Below are 17,157 nucleotides of genomic sequence, written 5' to 3'. Positions count from 1 at the left end.
GTGGATAACCGCGATGTCCGATCTACGAATTACCATCGAAGCATCGCTTGATTTATTCGTATTTATCTTCGAGGATGGTTGGCATGGGCACCGCACTTCCCGCCCCCACCGCTCTGGCCCCCGAGAGCATCGCCTCCCGCGCGCAGGAGGTCCATCGTCTGCGCAGCGAGATCTCCCGCATGCAGCGGCGGCGCAGCGACGCACCCTTCCTCCCTCTCGATCCGGCACTGGAGGGGCTGCTGCCCGATTCCGGCCTGCGCGTGGGCTCCTCGTACTCGATCTCCCCCTCTCCGAGCCTGCTCGGAGCCCTGCTGGCAGCCCCGTCGCAGAAGGGATCGTGGTGCGCGGTGATCGGCATGCCCACGATCGGCGTCGAGGCGATGAGCGATCTCGGCGTCGAACTCGAGCGGCTCATCCTCGTGCCCGACCCCGGCCCGCGCTGGCTGACCGTGGCCACGGCGCTGTCCGAGGTGATCCCGGTCATCGCCGTGCACCCGCGCAGCCGCGTCCCGGACGCCGACATCGCCCGGCTGAACGCGCGGCTGCGCGATCGCGGCTGCACGCTGCTGGTGACCGCGTCGTGGCCGCAGGCAGAGGCGACGATCCGTGTGGAGGAGACCGAGTGGCACGGTCTGGGCTCCGGGTGGGGACTGCTGTCCGATCGCACCGTGACGCTGCGGGCATCGGGGCGCCGGTTCGAGAACGGCAGGCGCGTGCGAGTGCAGATGCCGACCTCGCTCGGTCGGGTGGATGCCGCACCGGCTTCCGTCCGTCCCGTCGCCGCGCTGCCGCTTCCCGACCACCTGGCGGTGGCCGGATGACCGCCCCTCCCCGCCATCTCGTGCTGTGGCTGCCGGATTGGCCGGTGCGCGCGGCGCTCGGCGCCCCGCCGGGCGATGAACCCGTCGCGGTCGTGCAGGCGAACACCGTGATCGCGTGCTCGGCCTCCGCCCGAGCGCAGGGCGTGCGCCGCGGGCAGCGCCGCCGACTCGCGCAGACCCGCTCGCCCGGGCTCCGGATCCTCCCCGCCGATCCGCTGCAGGAGCAGCGCATGTTCGTACCGGTGCTGCGGCTGCTCGAAGAGCTCGTGCCCGGCATCCAGCCGCTGCGCCCCGGCCTGGTCGCCCTGCGCGCCCGCGGAGCCGCCCGCTACTACGGCGGCGAGGAGCAGGCCGCACTCCACCTCATCGACACCCTCGCCGAGCACACCCACCCCGGCTCCCGCGCCGGGGTGGCCGACGGGCTGTTCACCGCCGAGCAGGCCGCCAGGCTCGCCGATCCGGTGCGCGTGGTCGAACCCGGCGGTTCGCGCGCGTTCCTCGCCCCGCTTCCCGTGCAGGCTCTGGCCGACGAGCAGATCACCGCGCTGCTGATCAAGCTCGGCGTGCGGACGCTGGCCGAGCTCGCCGCCCTCGAGGTCAGCCACGTGCGCGACCGCCTCGGCGAGCGGGGCGTGCGGCTGCACGATCTGGCCGCCGGAGCCGATTCGCGACCGCTGACCCCGCAGGCCCCCGAGCCGCAGCTCGCCCGCGAGATCGTGTTCGATGCGCCGCTGGCCCAGGCCGAGCAGGTCGCCTTCGCGGTGCGTCAGACGGCGGACGCCGTGACCGCAGGGCTCGCCGAGCTCTCGCAGGTGTGCACCGAGGTGCGCATCGATCTCACCGACGACGACGGGGGCGTGTCGTCGCGGGTGTGGATGCATCCGACCTCGTTCGAGGCGAGCGACCTCGTCGACCGGGTCCGATGGCAGCTCGAATCGATGGCGGGGGCCCTCGCCGATACCGAGAGAGCGGGCGCAGGCATCCTCGAGGTGCGGATCACCCCGACGCGCGTCGATGACAGCGCCCATCATCAGCCCGGCCTGTTCGGACAGGGGCCGGAGCAGCGCCTGCACCACGCCGTCTCGCGCGTGCAGGCCCTGCTCGGGCATCGCGGCGTCGTGACCCCGCAGATCACCGGCGGGCGCCGACTCGCCGAGCGGCAGCTCTTCCAGCCGTGGGGCGACAAGACCCCGCATGAGCGCGATGCCGGCCTGCCGTGGCCGGGGAGCCTACCCCCGCCGCACCCCTCCGAGGTGTTCGCGCCTCCCGTCCCCGCCCGGGTGACGGCGGCCGACGGCACGTCTCCCACCGTCGACGAACGCGGCGTGCTGTCTGCTCCACCGGCACGCATCGAAGACGTTGCGGTGCTCGGCTGGGCGGGTCCGTGGCCGCTTCGCGAGCGGGCATGGGATGCCGAACGCGCCCGGACGGCGCAGCGGTTCCAGATCGTCGACGAATCGCAGCGCGCCTGGCTCGCCCTCTGGGAGGACGGCGCCTGGTGGATCGAGGGGCGGTACCGCTGATGGGCTTCCACAACCCCGCGATGTCGTGGAAAGACCTCGAGAAGACCCTCAGCGGCGAGCCGGGCGGCTCCGGTGAAACCCGTGCGACCAGGACGGACCCCGGCCCGATCAGCCGCAAGCGCAGATCCGAGCCTCCGCCCCCGATCACGCCGCCAGCGGACGCCGTGCCGTACGCCGAGCTGCACGCGCACACCTCGTACTCCTTCCTCGACGGCGCATCCCCGCCGGAGGACCTGCTCGCCGAGGCCGCCCGGCTCGGCCTCACTGCGTTGGCGATCACCGATCACGACGGGTTCTACGGCGCGGCGCGGTTCGCCGAGGCCGCCGACCTCATGATCAGCGCGAACCCGGACGTCCGCCTGCAGACCGTGTTCGGCGCCGAGCTGTCGCTGGACCTCCCCCGCCCCCAGGGCGGCGTTGCAGACCCGGTCGGCGAGCATCTGCTCGTGCTCGCCCGCGGTATGGAGGGGTACCACCGGCTCGCAGGAGCCATCACCCGGGCCCAGCTGCGCGGCGGCGAGAAGGGGCGTCCCGTCTACGATCTCGATGATCTCGCGGCGAGCGCGGGCGGGCAGTGGACGATCCTCACCGGCTGCCGCAAGGGCGGCGTGCGCCAGGGTCTCGCCCACGGGGATGCCTCCACGCCCCTGCGGCGCCTGGTCGACTTGTTCGGGCACGACGCCGTGGTCGTCGAGCTGTTCGACCACGGCGATCCGCAGGACACCCGCCGCAACGACGCACTCGCCGATCTCGCGGCATCCCTCCGGCTCCCGGTCGTCGCGACGAACAACGTGCACTACTCGGCACCGCACCGCGCGGGGCTCGCCGAGGCGGTCGCCGCCGTCCGGTCCGTGCGCAGCATGGACGACCTCGACGGGTGGATGCCATCGCACGGGTCGGCGCATCTGCGCAGCGGCGCCGAGATGACCGAGCGCTTCGCCCGCTACCCCGGAGCGATCTCGCACGGACTGCGCATCGCCGCCGAGTCGGCGTTCGAGCTGCGCAGGGCGCGGCCCGCCCTGCCGCGGCAGGAGGTGCCGGACGGACACACCCCGATGAGCTGGCTACGGCATCTGGTCTGGCAGGCCGTGCCCGATCGCTACCCCCGGCTCGACGACGCAGGGCGCGCACGGATCGAGCGCGAGCTGAACGTGATCGAGGAGAAGGACTTCCCCGGGTACTTCCTCATCGTGCACGGCATCGTCGCCGAGGCGAAGCGCCGCGGCATCCTCTGCCAGGGGCGCGGCTCGGCGGCGGCGAGCGCGGTCTGCTACCTGCTGGGCATCACCGCCGTCGACCCGATCCTCTACGGACTGCCGTTCGAGCGGTTCCTCGCCAGCACCCGCACCGAAGAGCCCGACATCGACGTCGACTTCGACTCCGGCCGCCGCGAGGAGATCATCCAGTGGGTGTACGAGCAGTACGGGCGCGAGCGCGCGGCGCAGGTGGCGAACGTCATCCAGTACCGGCCGAAGAACGCCGTGCGCGACATGGCGCGGGCGCTCGGCTACTCCCCCGGTCAGCAGGACGCCTGGTCGCGGCAGGTGGACGGCTGGGGTGCGGGCCTGGAGCCCGCAGACGGCCACGACATCCCCGAGACGGTGCTGGAGTACGCCGGCGAGGTGCTCAAGGCGCCCCGGCATCTCGGCATCCATTCCGGTGGGATGGTGCTCACCGCACGTCCGGTAGGCGAGGTCGTCCCTGTCGAGCATGCGCGGATGCAGGATCGCACCGTCATCCAGTGGGACAAGGACGACGCAGCGTGGATGGGGCTGGTGAAGTTCGACCTGCTCGGGCTCGGCATGCTCGCAGCCCTCCAGAACTGCTTCGACCTCGTGGCGGGGGCGACCGGTGAGACCTGGAAGCTGGAGACCATCCCCAAAGAGGAGCCGGCCGTCTACGACATGCTGTGCCGCGCCGACTCGATCGGCGTCTTCCAGGTGGAGTCCCGCGCGCAGATCGGCCTGCTCCCGCGGCTGCAGCCGCGGGCGTTCTACGATCTCGCGATCCAGATCGCGCTCATCCGTCCCGGCCCCATCCAGGGCGGAGCCGTGCATCCGTTCGTCCGCCGCAAGATGGGCGTCGATGAGATCACCTACCCGCACCCGGCGCTGAGGCCCGTGCTCGAGCGCACCAAGGGCATCCCGGTGTTCCAGGAGCAGCTCATCCAGATGGCGACGACGATCGGCGACTGCACGGCCGATGAGGCCGACACCCTCCGCCGTGCGATGGGGTCCAAGCGGGGCCTGGAGCGGATCGACAGCATCCGCGGCAAGCTGTACGCCGGCATGGCACGGCACGGCCTGTCGGCGGAGCAGTCCGACCGCATCTACGAGCAGATCCAGGCGTTCTCGAACTTCGGGTTCGCCGAGTCGCATTCGCTGTCGTTCGCTCTGCTCGTCTACGCCAGCTCGTGGCTGAAGCTGCACTATCCGGCCGCGTTCCTCGCGGGGCTCCTGGACGCGCAGCCGATGGGCTTCTACTCCGCCGCCACGCTCACCGCCGACGCGCGGCGGCACGGGGTGCAGGTGCGCCGTCCCGACCTGCATCTGTCGGCGGCCGGAGCGACTCTCGAACCGCTGTCGGATGCCGCCGGCCTCACCGACCCCGCGGGCCCCACCGGTCTCGACGCGTGCACGGTGTACGACCAGCCCGCAGCCGGGGAGTTCGACCGCACGGCGCCGGATGAGTCCGCGGCGCATCGCCGAGACGGAGCATTCGCCGTCCGCCTCGGGCTCCTGAGCGTGCGCGGCATCGGCAAGCCGATGGCGGAGCGCATCGCCGCCGAGCGCGACGCGAACGGCCGGTATAAGGATCTGCCCGATCTCGTGCGCCGGACGGATGCGACAGCCGCCCAGCTCGAGGCTCTGGCGACCGCCGGCGCTTTCGAGTGCCTGGGGTTGAGCCGCCGCGAAGGGGTCTGGCTGGCGGGGGCCGCCGCAGAGGATCGCGCCCGCTACCTGCCCGGCACGACCGTCTCGGTGCAGCCGCCGCTGTTCGCGGACCAGACCAGCTACGAGCGGCTCGCCGCCGATCTGCAGACCACCGGGGTCTCCATCGACGATCACCCGATGCTGCATTTCCGCGGGGCGCTGGACGAGCGCGGCGTGCTCACGGCCGAGCAGCTGCGCACGCACGAGGTCGGCCGGCGCATCGAGGTGGCGGGACTCGTCACGCACCGGCAGCGGCCGGCGACGGCATCCGGCATCACGTTCCTCAACCTCGAAGACGAGAAGGGCCTGGTCAACGTGGTCTGCTCGGCCGGGGTGTGGGCGCGCTACCACCGCACGGCCCGCGACTCCCCTGCGCTCATCATCCGTGGCATCCTGGAGCGCTCACCCGAGGGCGTGATCAACGTGCTCGCGGATGCGTTCGAGGATCTGCGCACCGGCATCGAGCACCGTTCCCGCGACTTCCGGTGAGCGCCCGAACCGGCGCGCACGCCGCGCTCACCAGAAGCGCGGCGCCTCCGGCTCGGGCTTGCGGTCCGCCCCGCCCCAGCGCAGGGCTTCGTCGGTGACGGCGGATGCCGCCGCATCCGCGCCGCGCAGCGCGACGTCCGCCTCGGCCGCACCGGGGCCGGTCGGGTCCACGAGCAGCGTGGTGCTGACCCCCGTCCTGTTGGTGTGGAGCGTGCACTCCAGGACCCGGCCGACCCAGCTCGCCGCCCCTGCGGACGGCGGACGCGCATGCTCGTAGCGGATCCGGGTGTCGAGGTCCGTCAGGGCGACGACCGCGCGCTCGCCGTTCTCGTCCACGCGTTCGACCACCTCGACGCGATGCCCGTGCGGAATCGCAGCCGGCACGGCGATGATGATCGTCCTGTCCATGGCTACAGCCTACGAAGCGCCGTCGCCAGGGCAACCCCCCGGTTCGCTCTAGACTCGCTGCATGCCGTCCACGCTGCTCTCGCGTCTGGGAGCTCGGACGGGCCGGCTCTACTTCGCCGCGCAGGCTCTGCTCGGAGCCGCATGGTGGATCGCCGTCGCGCTGTCCGATCCCAAGCAGTCGGGGACGGTCCGCGAGCTCACGCTCGGGCACCTCGACCCCGTCTGGGTCGCGGCGATGGATGTTCCACTGTTCGTGCTCGCCTCCGGCATCGTCGCACTCGGTGCGCGCAGCGCCGTCTGGGTCGTCGTGCCGTGGACCGCGCTGGTCACCGCCGCCCTGGGCGTGTACGCGACGGTCACCGGGCTGGCGGGGTGGGGCGTGCTGTGCATGATCGCCGCCACCGCGGGCAGCATCGGCGCCGGGATGCTGGTGCTGCTCGGACGCCTGCCCACGGAGTGGATCCTGTTCGGGCCGTTCTCGTTCCGGCTCGCGACGGCGACGACGAACCGGGCGCACATCACGCGCTCCGCCCTGCAGATCGTCGTGTTCTGGGGGCTGTTCCTCGGGATCATCCCGGCGATCATCGTCTTCTTCGAGCAGCGCTGGCACCTGCACCTCGATGTCCCCGCTGGGGTGCGCTGGGGCGGCGGCATCCTGTTCGTGGCTGCCGGAGCGCTCGGGCTCTGGTCGGCCTACACGATGTCGACGCGCGGCGAGGGCACACCGCTGCCGTCGGCGATAGCGCGGCGACTGGTGATCGACGGCCCCTACCGGTTCGTGCGCAATCCGATGGCGATCGCGGGCATCGCCCAGGGCGTCTCCGTGGGTCTGCTCGCGGGATCCTGGCTGGTCGTCGTGTATGCCCTCAGCGGGTCTCTGATCTGGAATTGGATCGTCCGCCCGCTCGAGGAGGAGGATCTCGAGGCGCGATTCGGCGACGAGTACGCCGAGTACGCCTCGGCTGTACGGTGCTGGATCCCGCAGCCGCGACCGTTCCACGCCGACGTGAACATCCGGTGACTCTGCGGGGATCCACAGCCAGACCTCCCTACGCTGGAAGCCATGGATGCCGGAGCCGAGAACCTCAACGCGATCGCGGCCTGGGCCGTCTCACTCATGGAGACCCTCGGCGGTGTCGGCGCCGGCGTCGCCATCGCACTGGAGAACCTGTTCCCCCCGCTGCCGAGTGAGATCATCCTGCCGCTGGCCGGATTCACCGCGGCGAAGGGCACGCTCGGCCTCGCCGAGGTGCTCATCTGGACCACCGTCGGCTCCGTCGTCGGAGCGCTGGCGCTCTACGGCATCGGGGCGTGGCTGGGCCGGCGCCGCATGTATGCGATCGCCCAGCGGATGCCGCTCATCAAGATCGAGGATGTCGAACGCACCGAGGCCTGGTTCGAGCGCCACGGCTCCAAGGCGGTGTTCTTCGGTCGGATGATCCCGATCTTCCGCAGCCTGATCTCGATTCCCGCGGGAATCGAGCGGATGCCGCTGATCCGCTTTACGCTCCTCACCGCCGCCGGCAGCGCGATCTGGAACACGATCTTCGTGCTCGCCGGCTTCTATCTCGGCGCCAACTGGCACATCGTCGAGGACTACGCCGGGATCTTCCAGAAAGTCGTGATCGCCGCGGTCGTCGTGGCATTCGTCGTCTGGCTCGTCATCCGGGTCCGGCAGCTGCGGCGCAATAGAATCACCGTCGACTGACAGACGAACGGGCGGGAGAGCCGCGGATGCGCTCGGCGGCACGCATTCGGCCCGCATCCTGCTCGACTCGGTCGACTTCGCCGACGTCGACGCGCTCCAGTCGTCCGGGGAATGGAAAAAGGCTGCGGCCGGGTCACAACCGCTGCCGCGCCGGGGATGCGGACCGGCCATACGATGACAGGGTGACCGCCGCCCGTTCGATCAAGACTCTCGGCATCCTCGGTGCCGGCCGGCTCGGAAGCATGCTCGCCCGGCTCGCGGCATCCGCAGGGCTGCGCGTGCTCGTGGCGCGTTCCGGCGACCCGGCCGTGATCTCCGGGCGGATGCGGGCGCTCGGCGCCATCGCCGCGTCGAGCGAGACGGTGATCGCCGAGTCGGATGCCGTGGTCCTCGCGCTCCCGCTCGGCAGGTACCGGCTGCTGCCCGCCGATGCACTGCGCGGCAGGCTCGTGATCGACGCCATGAACTACTGGTGGGCGTCCGACGGCATCCGCGATGATCTCAGTGATCCGCGCACATCGACGAGCGAACTCGTGCAGGAGCATCTGGCCGGCGCCCGCGTCGTCAAGGCGCTCAGCCACATGGGCTACGAGGATCTCGAGGACGAGGCGCGCCCGGCCGGCACGGCAGGGCGGAAGGCGATCGCCGTCGCCGGGGGCTCCGCTGCCGATGTGGCGGTGGTCTCAGCGCTCATCGACACGCTCGGATTCGATGCGGTGCACGCCGGGCCGCTCGCCGCCGGGATCATGCTCGAGCCCGGTTCCGAACTGTTCGGCGCGGATGTCGATGCCGACCAGTTGCGTGCGATGCTCGACGGATTCTGGGACTCGCAGCGCGGCATCGTCGTTCGGCGGGCCCGGGAGGCCGCGGGGGCGTGATCGCGCGACCGCCCAGGTCTACCATGGCGGCATGCGCAGGTCACATCGGTTCGTCGGCCGGAGATAGGCGGTTCCAGTGCCGCGAAGTCGTACGGGAGCTCCTTCTTGTGGTCGTGCGATAAGGGTTTCACGCAGCCGTGGCAGCCACGGCGTGGGCATCCGTGTCGGCAGCGATCGCTGCCTGGAGGCGCGGTTTGAGGTCACCGAGGGCGGTGTCGATACGGGAGTAGATCTTGGGGTTCAGGATCGTGGTGCCGTCAAAGTCGCCCGTGGAGGCATAAATACCGACCGGGGCCGTGGCGGCTTGGAAGAACCCGAACAAGGGGCGCAGCTGGTGCTCGAGGACGAGCGCGTGACGCTCGCCTCCACCCGTTGCGACAAGGAGCACCGGATGGTTGGCGAGGGCGTACTGGTCGACCATGTCGAAGAAGTGCTTGAACAGCCCGGTATAGGAGCCGCGGAACACGGGAGTTCCGGCGACCACAAGATCGGCCTGCTCGACCGCTTCTACCGCCGCGAGGGCTTCGGGGCTGAGTGCGGTGCGTTCCAGCGCGCTGGTAAACCCGGGTCCGAGGGTTGAGACCTCCACGCGGGTGACGTCGAGGTCGAAGTGGTCGGCGAGTGTCGTGGTGACGAGTTCGAGAAGGGCTCCGGTCTTACTGGGCGCGCTATAGCTCCCGTTCACTGTTACGACACGTAGTGGACTACTCATGCCGCATCATCCGTAGTGACGCCGGCAAGGGCCGCGCGGACCTGAGGGAGAACTTCGGTGCCGAGCAGCTCGATCGCTTCCAACGTCTCGCGGTGCGGGGTGTTCCCGAATCCGAGCTGCATGATGTATCGCTCATGCCCGTAGGCTTCGTGCTGGCGGAGGATCTTGTCCACGATCTCCGCCGGACTCCCGATGAACAGGGCACCCGCGGGAGACGCGGATGCTTCGTAGGCGCGACGCGGCATGTGAACGCCCTGGCCGCGTTCGTGGAAGTTCTCCCTCATCCCCTGCGCGAACGACGGGTAAGAGATCTCGATCGCTGCCTGACTCGTCTTCGCTACAAACCCGGGACCGTTCACGCTTACCCGCAACTGCTCGGGTGTATGCCCGGCACGTGCGCCCGCCTCGCGGTACAAGTCGACAATCGGGGCGAAGCCGTCGACACGCCCGCCGAGGATCCCGAGCGCCATCGGGAGCCCGCGTGTCGCCGCCCGCACCGCAGACGCCGGCGTCCCGCCCACGCCGACCCAGACAGGGAGGGTTCGATCCTCGAAGGCGCGCGGCGCAACATCCGCGTTGTGGAGTGCGGGGCGCAGGCGTCCCGACCAGGTCAGTGGGTTGGATGCTTGGATCGCCATCAGCAGGTCCAGTTTCTCCTCGAACAGGTCGCCGTACCCGGCGAGGTCGTATCCAAACAGCGGGAACGACTCCGTGTACGACCCGCGCCCTACGATCAGCTCTGCCCGGCCGTGGGACAGGTTATCGAGAGTCGCGAACTGCTCAAACACCCGCACCGGATCATCCGAGCTCAACACCGTCACCGCGCTGGAGAGACGGATCTGGGTCGTGCGCGCGGCCATCGCCGCCAACACCACAGCAGGCGCGGACACCGCGAAATCGGAACGGTGATGCTCGCCGACCGCGAACACGCTCAACCCCACCTCATCAGCGAGCACCGCCTGCTCGATCAGCTCATCAAAACGCTCCGCAGGACTCTTCCGCGCCCCGGTGACCGGGTCGGCCGTCAACTCTCCGAAGTGGTAAACACCGATATCGAAACTCATACAGAATCCTCGTTTCCTTGCGCCGGGCTCTGACTATGTGTCGCACCGGGCTCAGCCAGCCATTGGGTGCTCCACGCCGTCAAACCATCCAACGACGGCAGCAACGCCCGCCCCTTCTCGGTCAACGCATACACGTGACGTGCGCCGCCGTCGGTGGGCTCGACACGCGCGATCAACTCGCACCCCAGCAGCTCGTCGAGCCGACGAGCCAGGACCGCATCGCTGATACCGACCGCGTGGTCGCGTAGCTCTCCGAAGCGGCGTGGGCCGTTTCCCAATCCTTGGATCAGGATCCCGTTCCACCGCTTACCGATTACGGCCATTGCCGCGAGGAACGCCGCGCACGCGCCCTCGTTCGGGGGTGGGACATCCAACCTTTTGCTCACAAAAAGAGAGTAACATGGTGTGAGCGGCCGGAGGCATCAACTGCGATAGCTCCCGGTCTGCAACGCGAGGCACCGCTAGCCATGTCTTGCCCTGCCCGCGACCGTCACATTTTCAACACGAGCAGGAGCATCATGAAGGTCAAAGCCGCCGTCGCCACCGAGGTCAAGCAACCACTGACGATCCAGGACATCGAACTCGACGAGCCGCGCGCGAACGAGGTCCAGGTGCGCATGGTCGCCAGCGGCGTGTGTCACACCGACGCGGTCCTGCGCGACGGGTGGATTCCCACCACCATGCCGATCGTCCTCGGGCACGAGGGCTCCGGGATCATCGAGAAAGTAGGCGCAGCCGTCACCCACCTCGCGCCTGGCGACCATGTGGTGCTCAGCGTGAACAGCTGCGGCGTGTGCTCCGCATGCCTTTCCGGACACCCCGCCTACTGCGCGAACCTTTATGCCAGCAACTTCGCGGGAAGCCGTCCGGATGGCACCACCGCATTCAGCGCCGCAGACGGTTCGCCGATCAGCTCGCACTTCTTCGGGCAGTCATCCTTCGCCTCAGTGACGAACGTGTCCGTGCGCAGTGTCGTCAAGGTTGACTCGGAGATCCCCCTGGCACTCCTTGGGCCTCTGGGATGCGGAATCCAGACCGGCGCCGGCGCCGTGCTCAACGTGCTCAAGCCGAGTACCGCCGACAGCCTTGTTGTCTTCGGCACAGGCGCGGTCGGAATGTCCGCAATCATGGCCGCAGCTGCCAGCCGTGTCCACACCATCATCGCTGTGGACATTATCCCCAGCCGCCTCGACGCCGCGATCGGATTCGGCGCCACGCACACGATCAACGGTAAAGAAGAAGATGCCGTCGCCCGCATTCAGGAGATCACCAGGGGTGGAGCGAACTTTGCCATCGACACCACCGGCAACAAGTTCGTGTTCAAGCAGATGATCGACGCCCTCGCCATGAGCGGACGGGCCGGAGCCATTGGCGCCTCCGCGCCAGGCAGCGAAGGCATCATCGACATGCCCAGTGCACTCGCCCGCGGCATCTCCATCACCTGGATCGTCGAAGGCGACGCGATCCCGCAAACGTTCATCCCCGAACTCATCGCGCTCCACCAAGCCGGAGACTTCCCCTTCGACAAGATGATCAAAACCTACAACTTCGACGACATCAACATCGCCTTCGAAGACAGCGAAAACGGCACCGTCCTCAAACCCGTCATCACATTCTGACGGGCATCCCGACTGGAGCCGGAAAAGATCGTTCGCGATCACGAGGGGTACCGCTGACCGCGTAGAAGGCCCGGAGACTCTTGCGAGTTTCCGGGCCTTTCTCGGTGGGCTGTTGGCACAACCCCTCCTGGCGCTGAACCTTGTGGTGCCGCGAACCCACGTTTCCTGTCGCCAGCACTCGGTTTTCCTGTGACGGCGCGCCGCCGAAGGACAGGCGGTGCTGATCGGCCGCCTTCACGCCGGAAAGAGGTGAGCGTGTGGGTGCCGCGCTTGCTCCATCGGACATCACGACGCCGGAGCACGACCATAGCGCCCGGTGCATTCTGGTCGATGAACGACAACGGAGTCGAACTACCGCAAAGTCGTCTCAAGCGAACTCAAACGTTCGATACGAGGACCTGACGTTGAACCGGCGGCCATCCTTACGGCGCTGGACGTAGTCGGCGATGGTGTCGACGTCATCTGCCCTCATACCCAGAGCTCGGCACTTCGCTCTCACTTGAGCAACGGTGATGGGCTGCCACCGCTCGGGCCGGTTCATCATGTCTGCCTTGAGCTTGTCTTCCTCGTTCCATTTCAAGCCAGACGAGTAGCCTGCGGCCATCGCCGCGACGTGTTCCAGGATCTCTTCGACGCCGTTCGGGAGTGGCGCGACGTTCGGTGCAGGTTGCGGCGCAGGTTCGATCATCCGGCCCGGTAGCAGCTGGATCGGGTTGACGTCGGCGATCCATTCCGCGGTCTCGGCTTCGTTCCATTCGATCACCGTGATAGCGTCCGCCTCGACTCCCCAGATCTTGTTAAGGTGAGCGCGGTCTGGCCAGGCGTACAGCGCGCGCCGCCCGCCGTATTGACCGCCCGCGTAGCCGCGCCACGAGTGGTGCGCCACGCCAGGTGACGAGATTAGCCGTTTAAGAACATCGCTAGGAACGTCGCGCCGCGGCGTCACAACGACGACAGGGCCACCAGGCTGATCAAGCAGCCATTTCACGGCCCGGGTGTTCTGAGCTTCTCGTGAATCATCGTCGCCGAGGCGGGATACTGCATTCGGGACAGCTACCAAGGAGGCCTCCTGGTCTCGCGGTTGTGGCGTCACGGTAGCAGCGGGCACCGACATCAGATGATCGGTGCGAAGATGCTACTCCGAACAAAACACTCGCAGTCGCACTCCGCACTGCTGCGAAGCGCTCCACGCACTGGTTAGGAGAGCATGAAACTGAAGCGCCGAAGCGCGGGGCTTTGGTTTCTGCAGCTCTGCCGCTAGGTGTATTGACCTCGACCGTTGTTGATTCGGTCGATGGGGGTCTTGCCTCCGATGCCGAGGTGGGCTCTGTCTAGGTTGTAGTGGTCGAGCCAGGTCGTCAATGCTGCTCTGCGGTTGTCGTTGGAGGCCCAGGGGCGGGCGTAAGCCCATTCGGCGGCGAGGGTGCGGTTGAGGCGCTCGACCTTCCCGTTGGTCCAGGGGCAGTGTGGGCGGATGAACTTCTGCGTGATGCCGTGTGCGTCGATCACGCCTCGGAACGCGGTCGAGTGGCGATAGGCGAAGGCGTTGTCGCTGATCACTCGCTCGACTGTGACGCCGAGGGCCTGGTAGAACGCGATAGCGCGGTCGAGGACACCGGCGGCGGTGGTGCCTTTCTCATCACCGTGGATCTCCGCGTAGGCGACCCGGGAGTGGTCGTCGATGACGGTGTGGACGTAGTCATAGCCCAGTCCCCGTTTGCTCGCGGGGCGTCGCCCGCGGCCGTGGAGACGCCACCCGCCGCCGCTCCCCGGCGAACAGTTGCTCTCATCCGGATCTCGAACCGTCGAGCGCGGCGACGCATGGCTGCGACGCATGCCACGACCAACTCCCGGTCGTACGGCTTGAACTTGAACATCGCATCGAAACCGGCCACAGCGTCATCCTGGCAGAGGCTGTGGAGAACTGGAGCCCTTTTGGCGCCTTTGACGTTTCCAGAACATGCAGAAGGCCCGGAGACTCTTGCGAGTTTCCGGGCCTTATGTGGTCGGGCTGACAGGATTTGAACCTGCGACCCCTTGGAGGATCCGGTCGATTTCCGGTCTCCGCCGATCGTCTCGGGAACTCGCGGATTCCCTTGTGTTTACAGGGAACCGGGCGGTTCACTTGGTACGAGTGTATCCGGTTGGTGGCGGGCCTTGGCGGGTGATTGAGATGAGTTATCGGTGGGCCACCGGCTCTTCCGTCGATACCCTCGCATCATGCCTTTCAATCTGGACCCGGATCACGTCGCCGCGGTTCGCGCGCACCTTGGGCCCCGGTTCGACGAGCTACGCAGGACGATGCTTGACCTCGACTCGTCCCCGGCTTTCCTGTTCTCTGACGACCGTCCCCGTCTCATGCAGTCACGAGCAGCAGCCATCCAGCTGCTCGATCAATGGGTAGCAGCCGAGCCGAAGACGACCAGCGAGATTCACGCGCGACTTCCCGACCTGGTGCGGCGTCGCTCACTATCTGAGTCGCTGCTTGAAGCAGCCACATGGTCGGACTACGCCGATCCGCTAATCGATCTCTTCGGCTATCCAGCGGCCGACTCACGAGTATTCGCAATGGCTCCCGATCTGATTCCCCTCCTGGACGAGAGTGGGCTCGTCAAGGTGACAGGTCTCGATGCACGCCCATGGGGCCTTCACACAGGCGACTACGCGTTCCACTATCACCAGCTCCTTCGGCGGGGCTACGGGTCGGGTATTCATTACGGTCTTATCGGGACCGTCCTACGAATGGCAGAGAAGTATCGGCTGACAGCACGGTTCGCGCTCGATGAACGTCGCCTCCAGTTCAAAGAGGAGTACCGCGAAATCCACGAGGCCGACTATTGGTATGGGCCCTCACTTTCCGAGGCCGACCTCGACAACTTGGCGATTGTCGGCGAGACATTCCACGGCGATCCTGACGGTGGCACGTCCCTGCTCAATCCTTACGCTGGGCTTTCGGTTCGGTGGACCGTCGATGGTTCTCTGAAGACCGTAGAGATCGAAGAGTTCATGCCACCACCAGAGGCCAAATCTGAGTGGGTGTTTGCTCGATACCTTCATGCCATCCGCGACACTACTAAGCGCGAATTCATCCATTGCGACGGGGCAGTCAAGGCATACGCCAGAGACAGATATCCCCGGGCCCAGCACGATTTCAAGAACCGCGGTAAGGGCGATCGCTACAGGAAGCTCTTCCGGATCGACGGGCACTTCCCCGCCGCTGTCTGGTCCAACCTCGCGTGCTCGTGGTTTCGTGGGAATCTCCTCATCAACGAGTACTTTGGCGACGACTCTGAGTGACCGGAGGTACCAACCAAGACGAGGTCCCAGCCAGACGTCGTCTTGGCACCGCTGAGCCTCCATCGCCGCACTCGCGCTCCGATGACCAAGCAGGAACCTCACTGTTCGTGCCTGCCAGAGCCTTTGAGTTTCCGAGAGTTCTCGCTCGGGCCGCGTCCCACAACGTGTGTCCCCCTTGCCAGTCACTGAGCCAGTGCACGACATGTAGAAGGGTGGCATCAGTTTGGAGTCGCTCACCAGATGTCACGCTGGGATTTCTCAGATCGCTCGCTCGAATGGCCGCTATCAAACCCTTCGCCGTTTACCGTCCTACCTGCGTATACGAGACCAAAGACGGCCGGGTGCTGATTGACTATTGGGGTACTGGGACGGGCGTCTCAAGGCTGTATCCGCCTCCGGAGAGCCGGCTCACGAGTCTGGCGAGGTTGTAAGCAAGATCCACGACCGGTGGGTGGATGTGTCCCGGATATCTCTCGTGTTCGAGCTTTGCAATAAGTACAGGCAAGAGCACCTCGGCGAGTTTGACCTTGCTGACATGCTGCTGGATGCGGTCGAAAACTACGCCAATATCAAGCATGCTTTCACGGACGTACTCGATGTCTGCGCGAAGTCGAGGCGACCAGGCTGCCTCTGAGCCTGCCGCGTCAGGGTTCGCTCGAAGCACCTGCCCGATCGCTGTCTCCAATTCTTCGTCGGTGAAGTTCGCGAGCTCGTATTTTTGGCAACCCCAGGTGTGTAGCTGCACGAGGATCTCGAGTTCATGGTCGGTGATCGTGCCCCCTTGCTCGGCAACTTCTTGACGCACGATCCCACGTAGCTCGCCGAGGTGTCGCTCTCGCGCTTCCGGGGTGCCCCAGTACCTTCCCTCGGCGTCCATGGCGATAATGAGTGCCGTTGGGCCTGCCTCTATAAGTTGCCGGTCACCGCGCACGCGCCCCAACCGGGGCGAGACGTAGCGAGCGAGTTGGTTGGGTCTGTCGCTCGATGTGCGTTGGTTGATGATACGTACTTGCTGTGGCTTGCTGATCCCTAGGGCATCCAGCAGCGCAGGTACGTGAGCCATCTCAGTCTGACCTTCGAGCACGAGCACAACACATGGCTCGGGCGACAGGCCCACCCGCGCGAGGCTTCGATGAATGCCGTCGCTATCCTGCTGCAATCCGATCCGCTCCTGTAGGGGATGCCACATGTGCGGGTCGCTCGTTTCGGGAAGTGGGTCAAGGGCGCCAAGCGAGGTGAGCTCTTCGTGTGTTCGTAGGAACACTTCCGCAGCGATTCGCTGCCAGACCGCTTCGAGCGCCCCGCCACGGAGACGGAACCACCCACTCGCATCGGAATGCCTGGCCAGATCCCACCACTCGCGCATCGGATCGTGGGTATGGGCGCGGGAAAGCAGGAACTCCGCTGTGGGGCGAAGGCGCTCCACAGGAAAACCGGCTGCGACCAGTCGCGCCGTGGCATCAACATCGTAGCGGGCCGCGAGGAGCGTCTCGCGTTCAGCACTATCCCGGTAGGTGACCCGACCGACGATGGATGGGAAGAACCGGGCCGACAGCGCAGCTAAGGCCAGGTGCTCGTGCCGAGTAGTGCCCCTTAAAGTGGTGTAGCCCTCGGTGACCGGCTCGTCGCTCCTGACGTAAGCGCGGCCACCGTGTGATCCTTCGAGAAGTCTCTTACCTCCACTCGAAAGGCATCATCACGATGA

14 protein-coding genes and 1 pseudogene are annotated in these 17,157 nt (G+C 67.1%); 8 read left to right on the top strand and 7 right to left on the bottom strand.

Annotated features, from left to right (window positions below; genetic code table 11):
- Positions 1–83 precede the first annotated feature (83 nt).
- From imuA' to KEC56_RS09185, 3 genes are read left to right on the top strand one after another with little or no spacing between them, the layout of a single operon-like run.
- Complete coding sequence (gene imuA', locus KEC56_RS09195) at positions 84–821, top strand: DnaE2-dependent mutagenesis accessory factor ImuA' (protein ID WP_227530737.1); 738 nt, start codon at positions 84–86, stop codon at positions 819–821.
- Positions 818–2,344 (top strand): DNA polymerase Y family protein, encoded by a 1,527-nt coding sequence (locus KEC56_RS09190; protein ID WP_227530736.1) that lies wholly within the window; start codon positions 818–820, stop codon positions 2,342–2,344. The genes imuA' and KEC56_RS09190 overlap by 4 nt, the downstream gene beginning before the upstream one ends.
- Positions 2,344–5,766: an error-prone DNA polymerase gene (locus tag KEC56_RS09185; protein ID WP_227530950.1), complete on the top strand. Its 3,423-nt coding sequence runs from the start codon at positions 2,344–2,346 to the stop codon at positions 5,764–5,766. The genes KEC56_RS09190 and KEC56_RS09185 overlap by 1 nt, the downstream gene beginning before the upstream one ends.
- 27 nt (positions 5,767–5,793) lie before the next feature.
- Here KEC56_RS09185 and KEC56_RS09180 read toward each other — a convergent pair whose 3' ends face one another.
- Entirely contained in the window at positions 5,794–6,174 is a 381-nt protein-coding gene (locus tag KEC56_RS09180; RefSeq protein ID WP_227530735.1) for a hypothetical protein, read from the bottom strand.
- Between the two features lie 61 nt (positions 6,175–6,235).
- On the opposite strand from KEC56_RS09180, the gene KEC56_RS09175 reads away from it, so the two are divergent.
- The 3 genes from KEC56_RS09175 to KEC56_RS09165 all read left to right on the top strand — a co-directional run bounded on the left by KEC56_RS09175 (position 6,236) and on the right by KEC56_RS09165 (position 8,760).
- Positions 6,236–7,195, top strand: a complete 960-nt coding sequence (locus KEC56_RS09175; RefSeq protein WP_227530734.1) for a methyltransferase family protein — start codon at positions 6,236–6,238, stop codon at positions 7,193–7,195.
- A gap of 42 nt (positions 7,196–7,237) precedes the next feature.
- Positions 7,238–7,882, top strand: coding sequence for a DedA family protein (locus KEC56_RS09170; protein ID WP_227530733.1), 645 nt, complete (start codon positions 7,238–7,240; stop codon positions 7,880–7,882).
- Between the two features lie 122 nt (positions 7,883–8,004).
- Positions 8,005–8,760, top strand: coding sequence for an NADPH-dependent F420 reductase (locus tag KEC56_RS09165; protein WP_372456270.1), 756 nt, complete (start codon positions 8,005–8,007; stop codon positions 8,758–8,760).
- A 127-nt stretch (positions 8,761–8,887) separates the two neighbouring features.
- Here the strand turns inward: KEC56_RS09165 and KEC56_RS09160 are convergent, their stop codons facing one another.
- The 3 genes from KEC56_RS09160 to KEC56_RS09150 are packed head-to-tail and all read right to left on the bottom strand — an operon-like array spanning position 8,888 to position 10,922.
- A complete protein-coding gene (locus tag KEC56_RS09160) occupies positions 8,888–9,445 on the bottom strand; it encodes an NAD(P)H-dependent oxidoreductase (protein WP_250646213.1) in 558 nt (185 codons plus the stop codon).
- Between the two features lie 23 nt (positions 9,446–9,468).
- Positions 9,469–10,536, bottom strand: coding sequence for an LLM class flavin-dependent oxidoreductase (locus KEC56_RS09155; RefSeq protein WP_175987992.1), 1,068 nt, complete (start codon positions 10,534–10,536; stop codon positions 9,469–9,471).
- Positions 10,533–10,922, bottom strand: coding sequence for a winged helix-turn-helix transcriptional regulator (locus KEC56_RS09150; protein ID WP_175987990.1), 390 nt, complete (start codon positions 10,920–10,922; stop codon positions 10,533–10,535). Before KEC56_RS09150 ends, KEC56_RS09155 begins: the two co-directional genes overlap by 4 nt.
- A gap of 132 nt (positions 10,923–11,054) precedes the next feature.
- Here KEC56_RS09150 and KEC56_RS09145 point away from each other — a divergent pair, with 132 nt between their 5' ends.
- Positions 11,055–12,155, top strand: a complete 1,101-nt coding sequence (locus tag KEC56_RS09145) for an NAD(P)-dependent alcohol dehydrogenase (RefSeq protein ID WP_227530731.1) — start codon at positions 11,055–11,057, stop codon at positions 12,153–12,155.
- 367 nt (positions 12,156–12,522) lie between these two features.
- Here KEC56_RS09145 and KEC56_RS09140 read toward each other — a convergent pair whose 3' ends face one another.
- Both KEC56_RS09140 and KEC56_RS09135 read right to left on the bottom strand, forming a co-directional pair.
- The gene (locus KEC56_RS09140) at positions 12,523–13,215 is read right to left on the bottom strand and encodes a hypothetical protein (RefSeq protein WP_227530730.1); all 693 of its coding nucleotides are present in this window, start codon (positions 13,213–13,215) and stop codon (positions 12,523–12,525) included.
- A 197-nt stretch (positions 13,216–13,412) separates the two neighbouring features.
- A pseudogene (locus KEC56_RS09135) lies at positions 13,413–13,919 on the bottom strand (integrase core domain-containing protein); the annotation flags it as partial.
- A gap of 456 nt (positions 13,920–14,375) precedes the next feature.
- On the opposite strand from KEC56_RS09135, the gene KEC56_RS09130 reads away from it, so the two are divergent.
- A complete protein-coding gene (locus KEC56_RS09130; protein ID WP_227530729.1) occupies positions 14,376–15,452 on the top strand; it encodes a hypothetical protein in 1,077 nt (358 codons plus the stop codon).
- 352 nt (positions 15,453–15,804) lie between these two features.
- On the opposite strand, the gene KEC56_RS09125 is transcribed toward KEC56_RS09130, so the two are convergent.
- The gene (locus KEC56_RS09125) at positions 15,805–16,818 is read right to left on the bottom strand and encodes a hypothetical protein (protein WP_227530728.1); all 1,014 of its coding nucleotides are present in this window, start codon (positions 16,816–16,818) and stop codon (positions 15,805–15,807) included.
- Positions 16,819–17,157: the final 339 nt, after the last annotated feature.

The organism is Microbacterium tenebrionis (assembly GCF_020682665.1).
Classification (GTDB): domain Bacteria; phylum Actinomycetota; class Actinomycetes; order Actinomycetales; family Microbacteriaceae; genus Microbacterium; species Microbacterium tenebrionis.
Note: the sequence above shows the minus strand (reverse complement) of the source record. Positions and strands in the feature narration are given on the sequence as shown.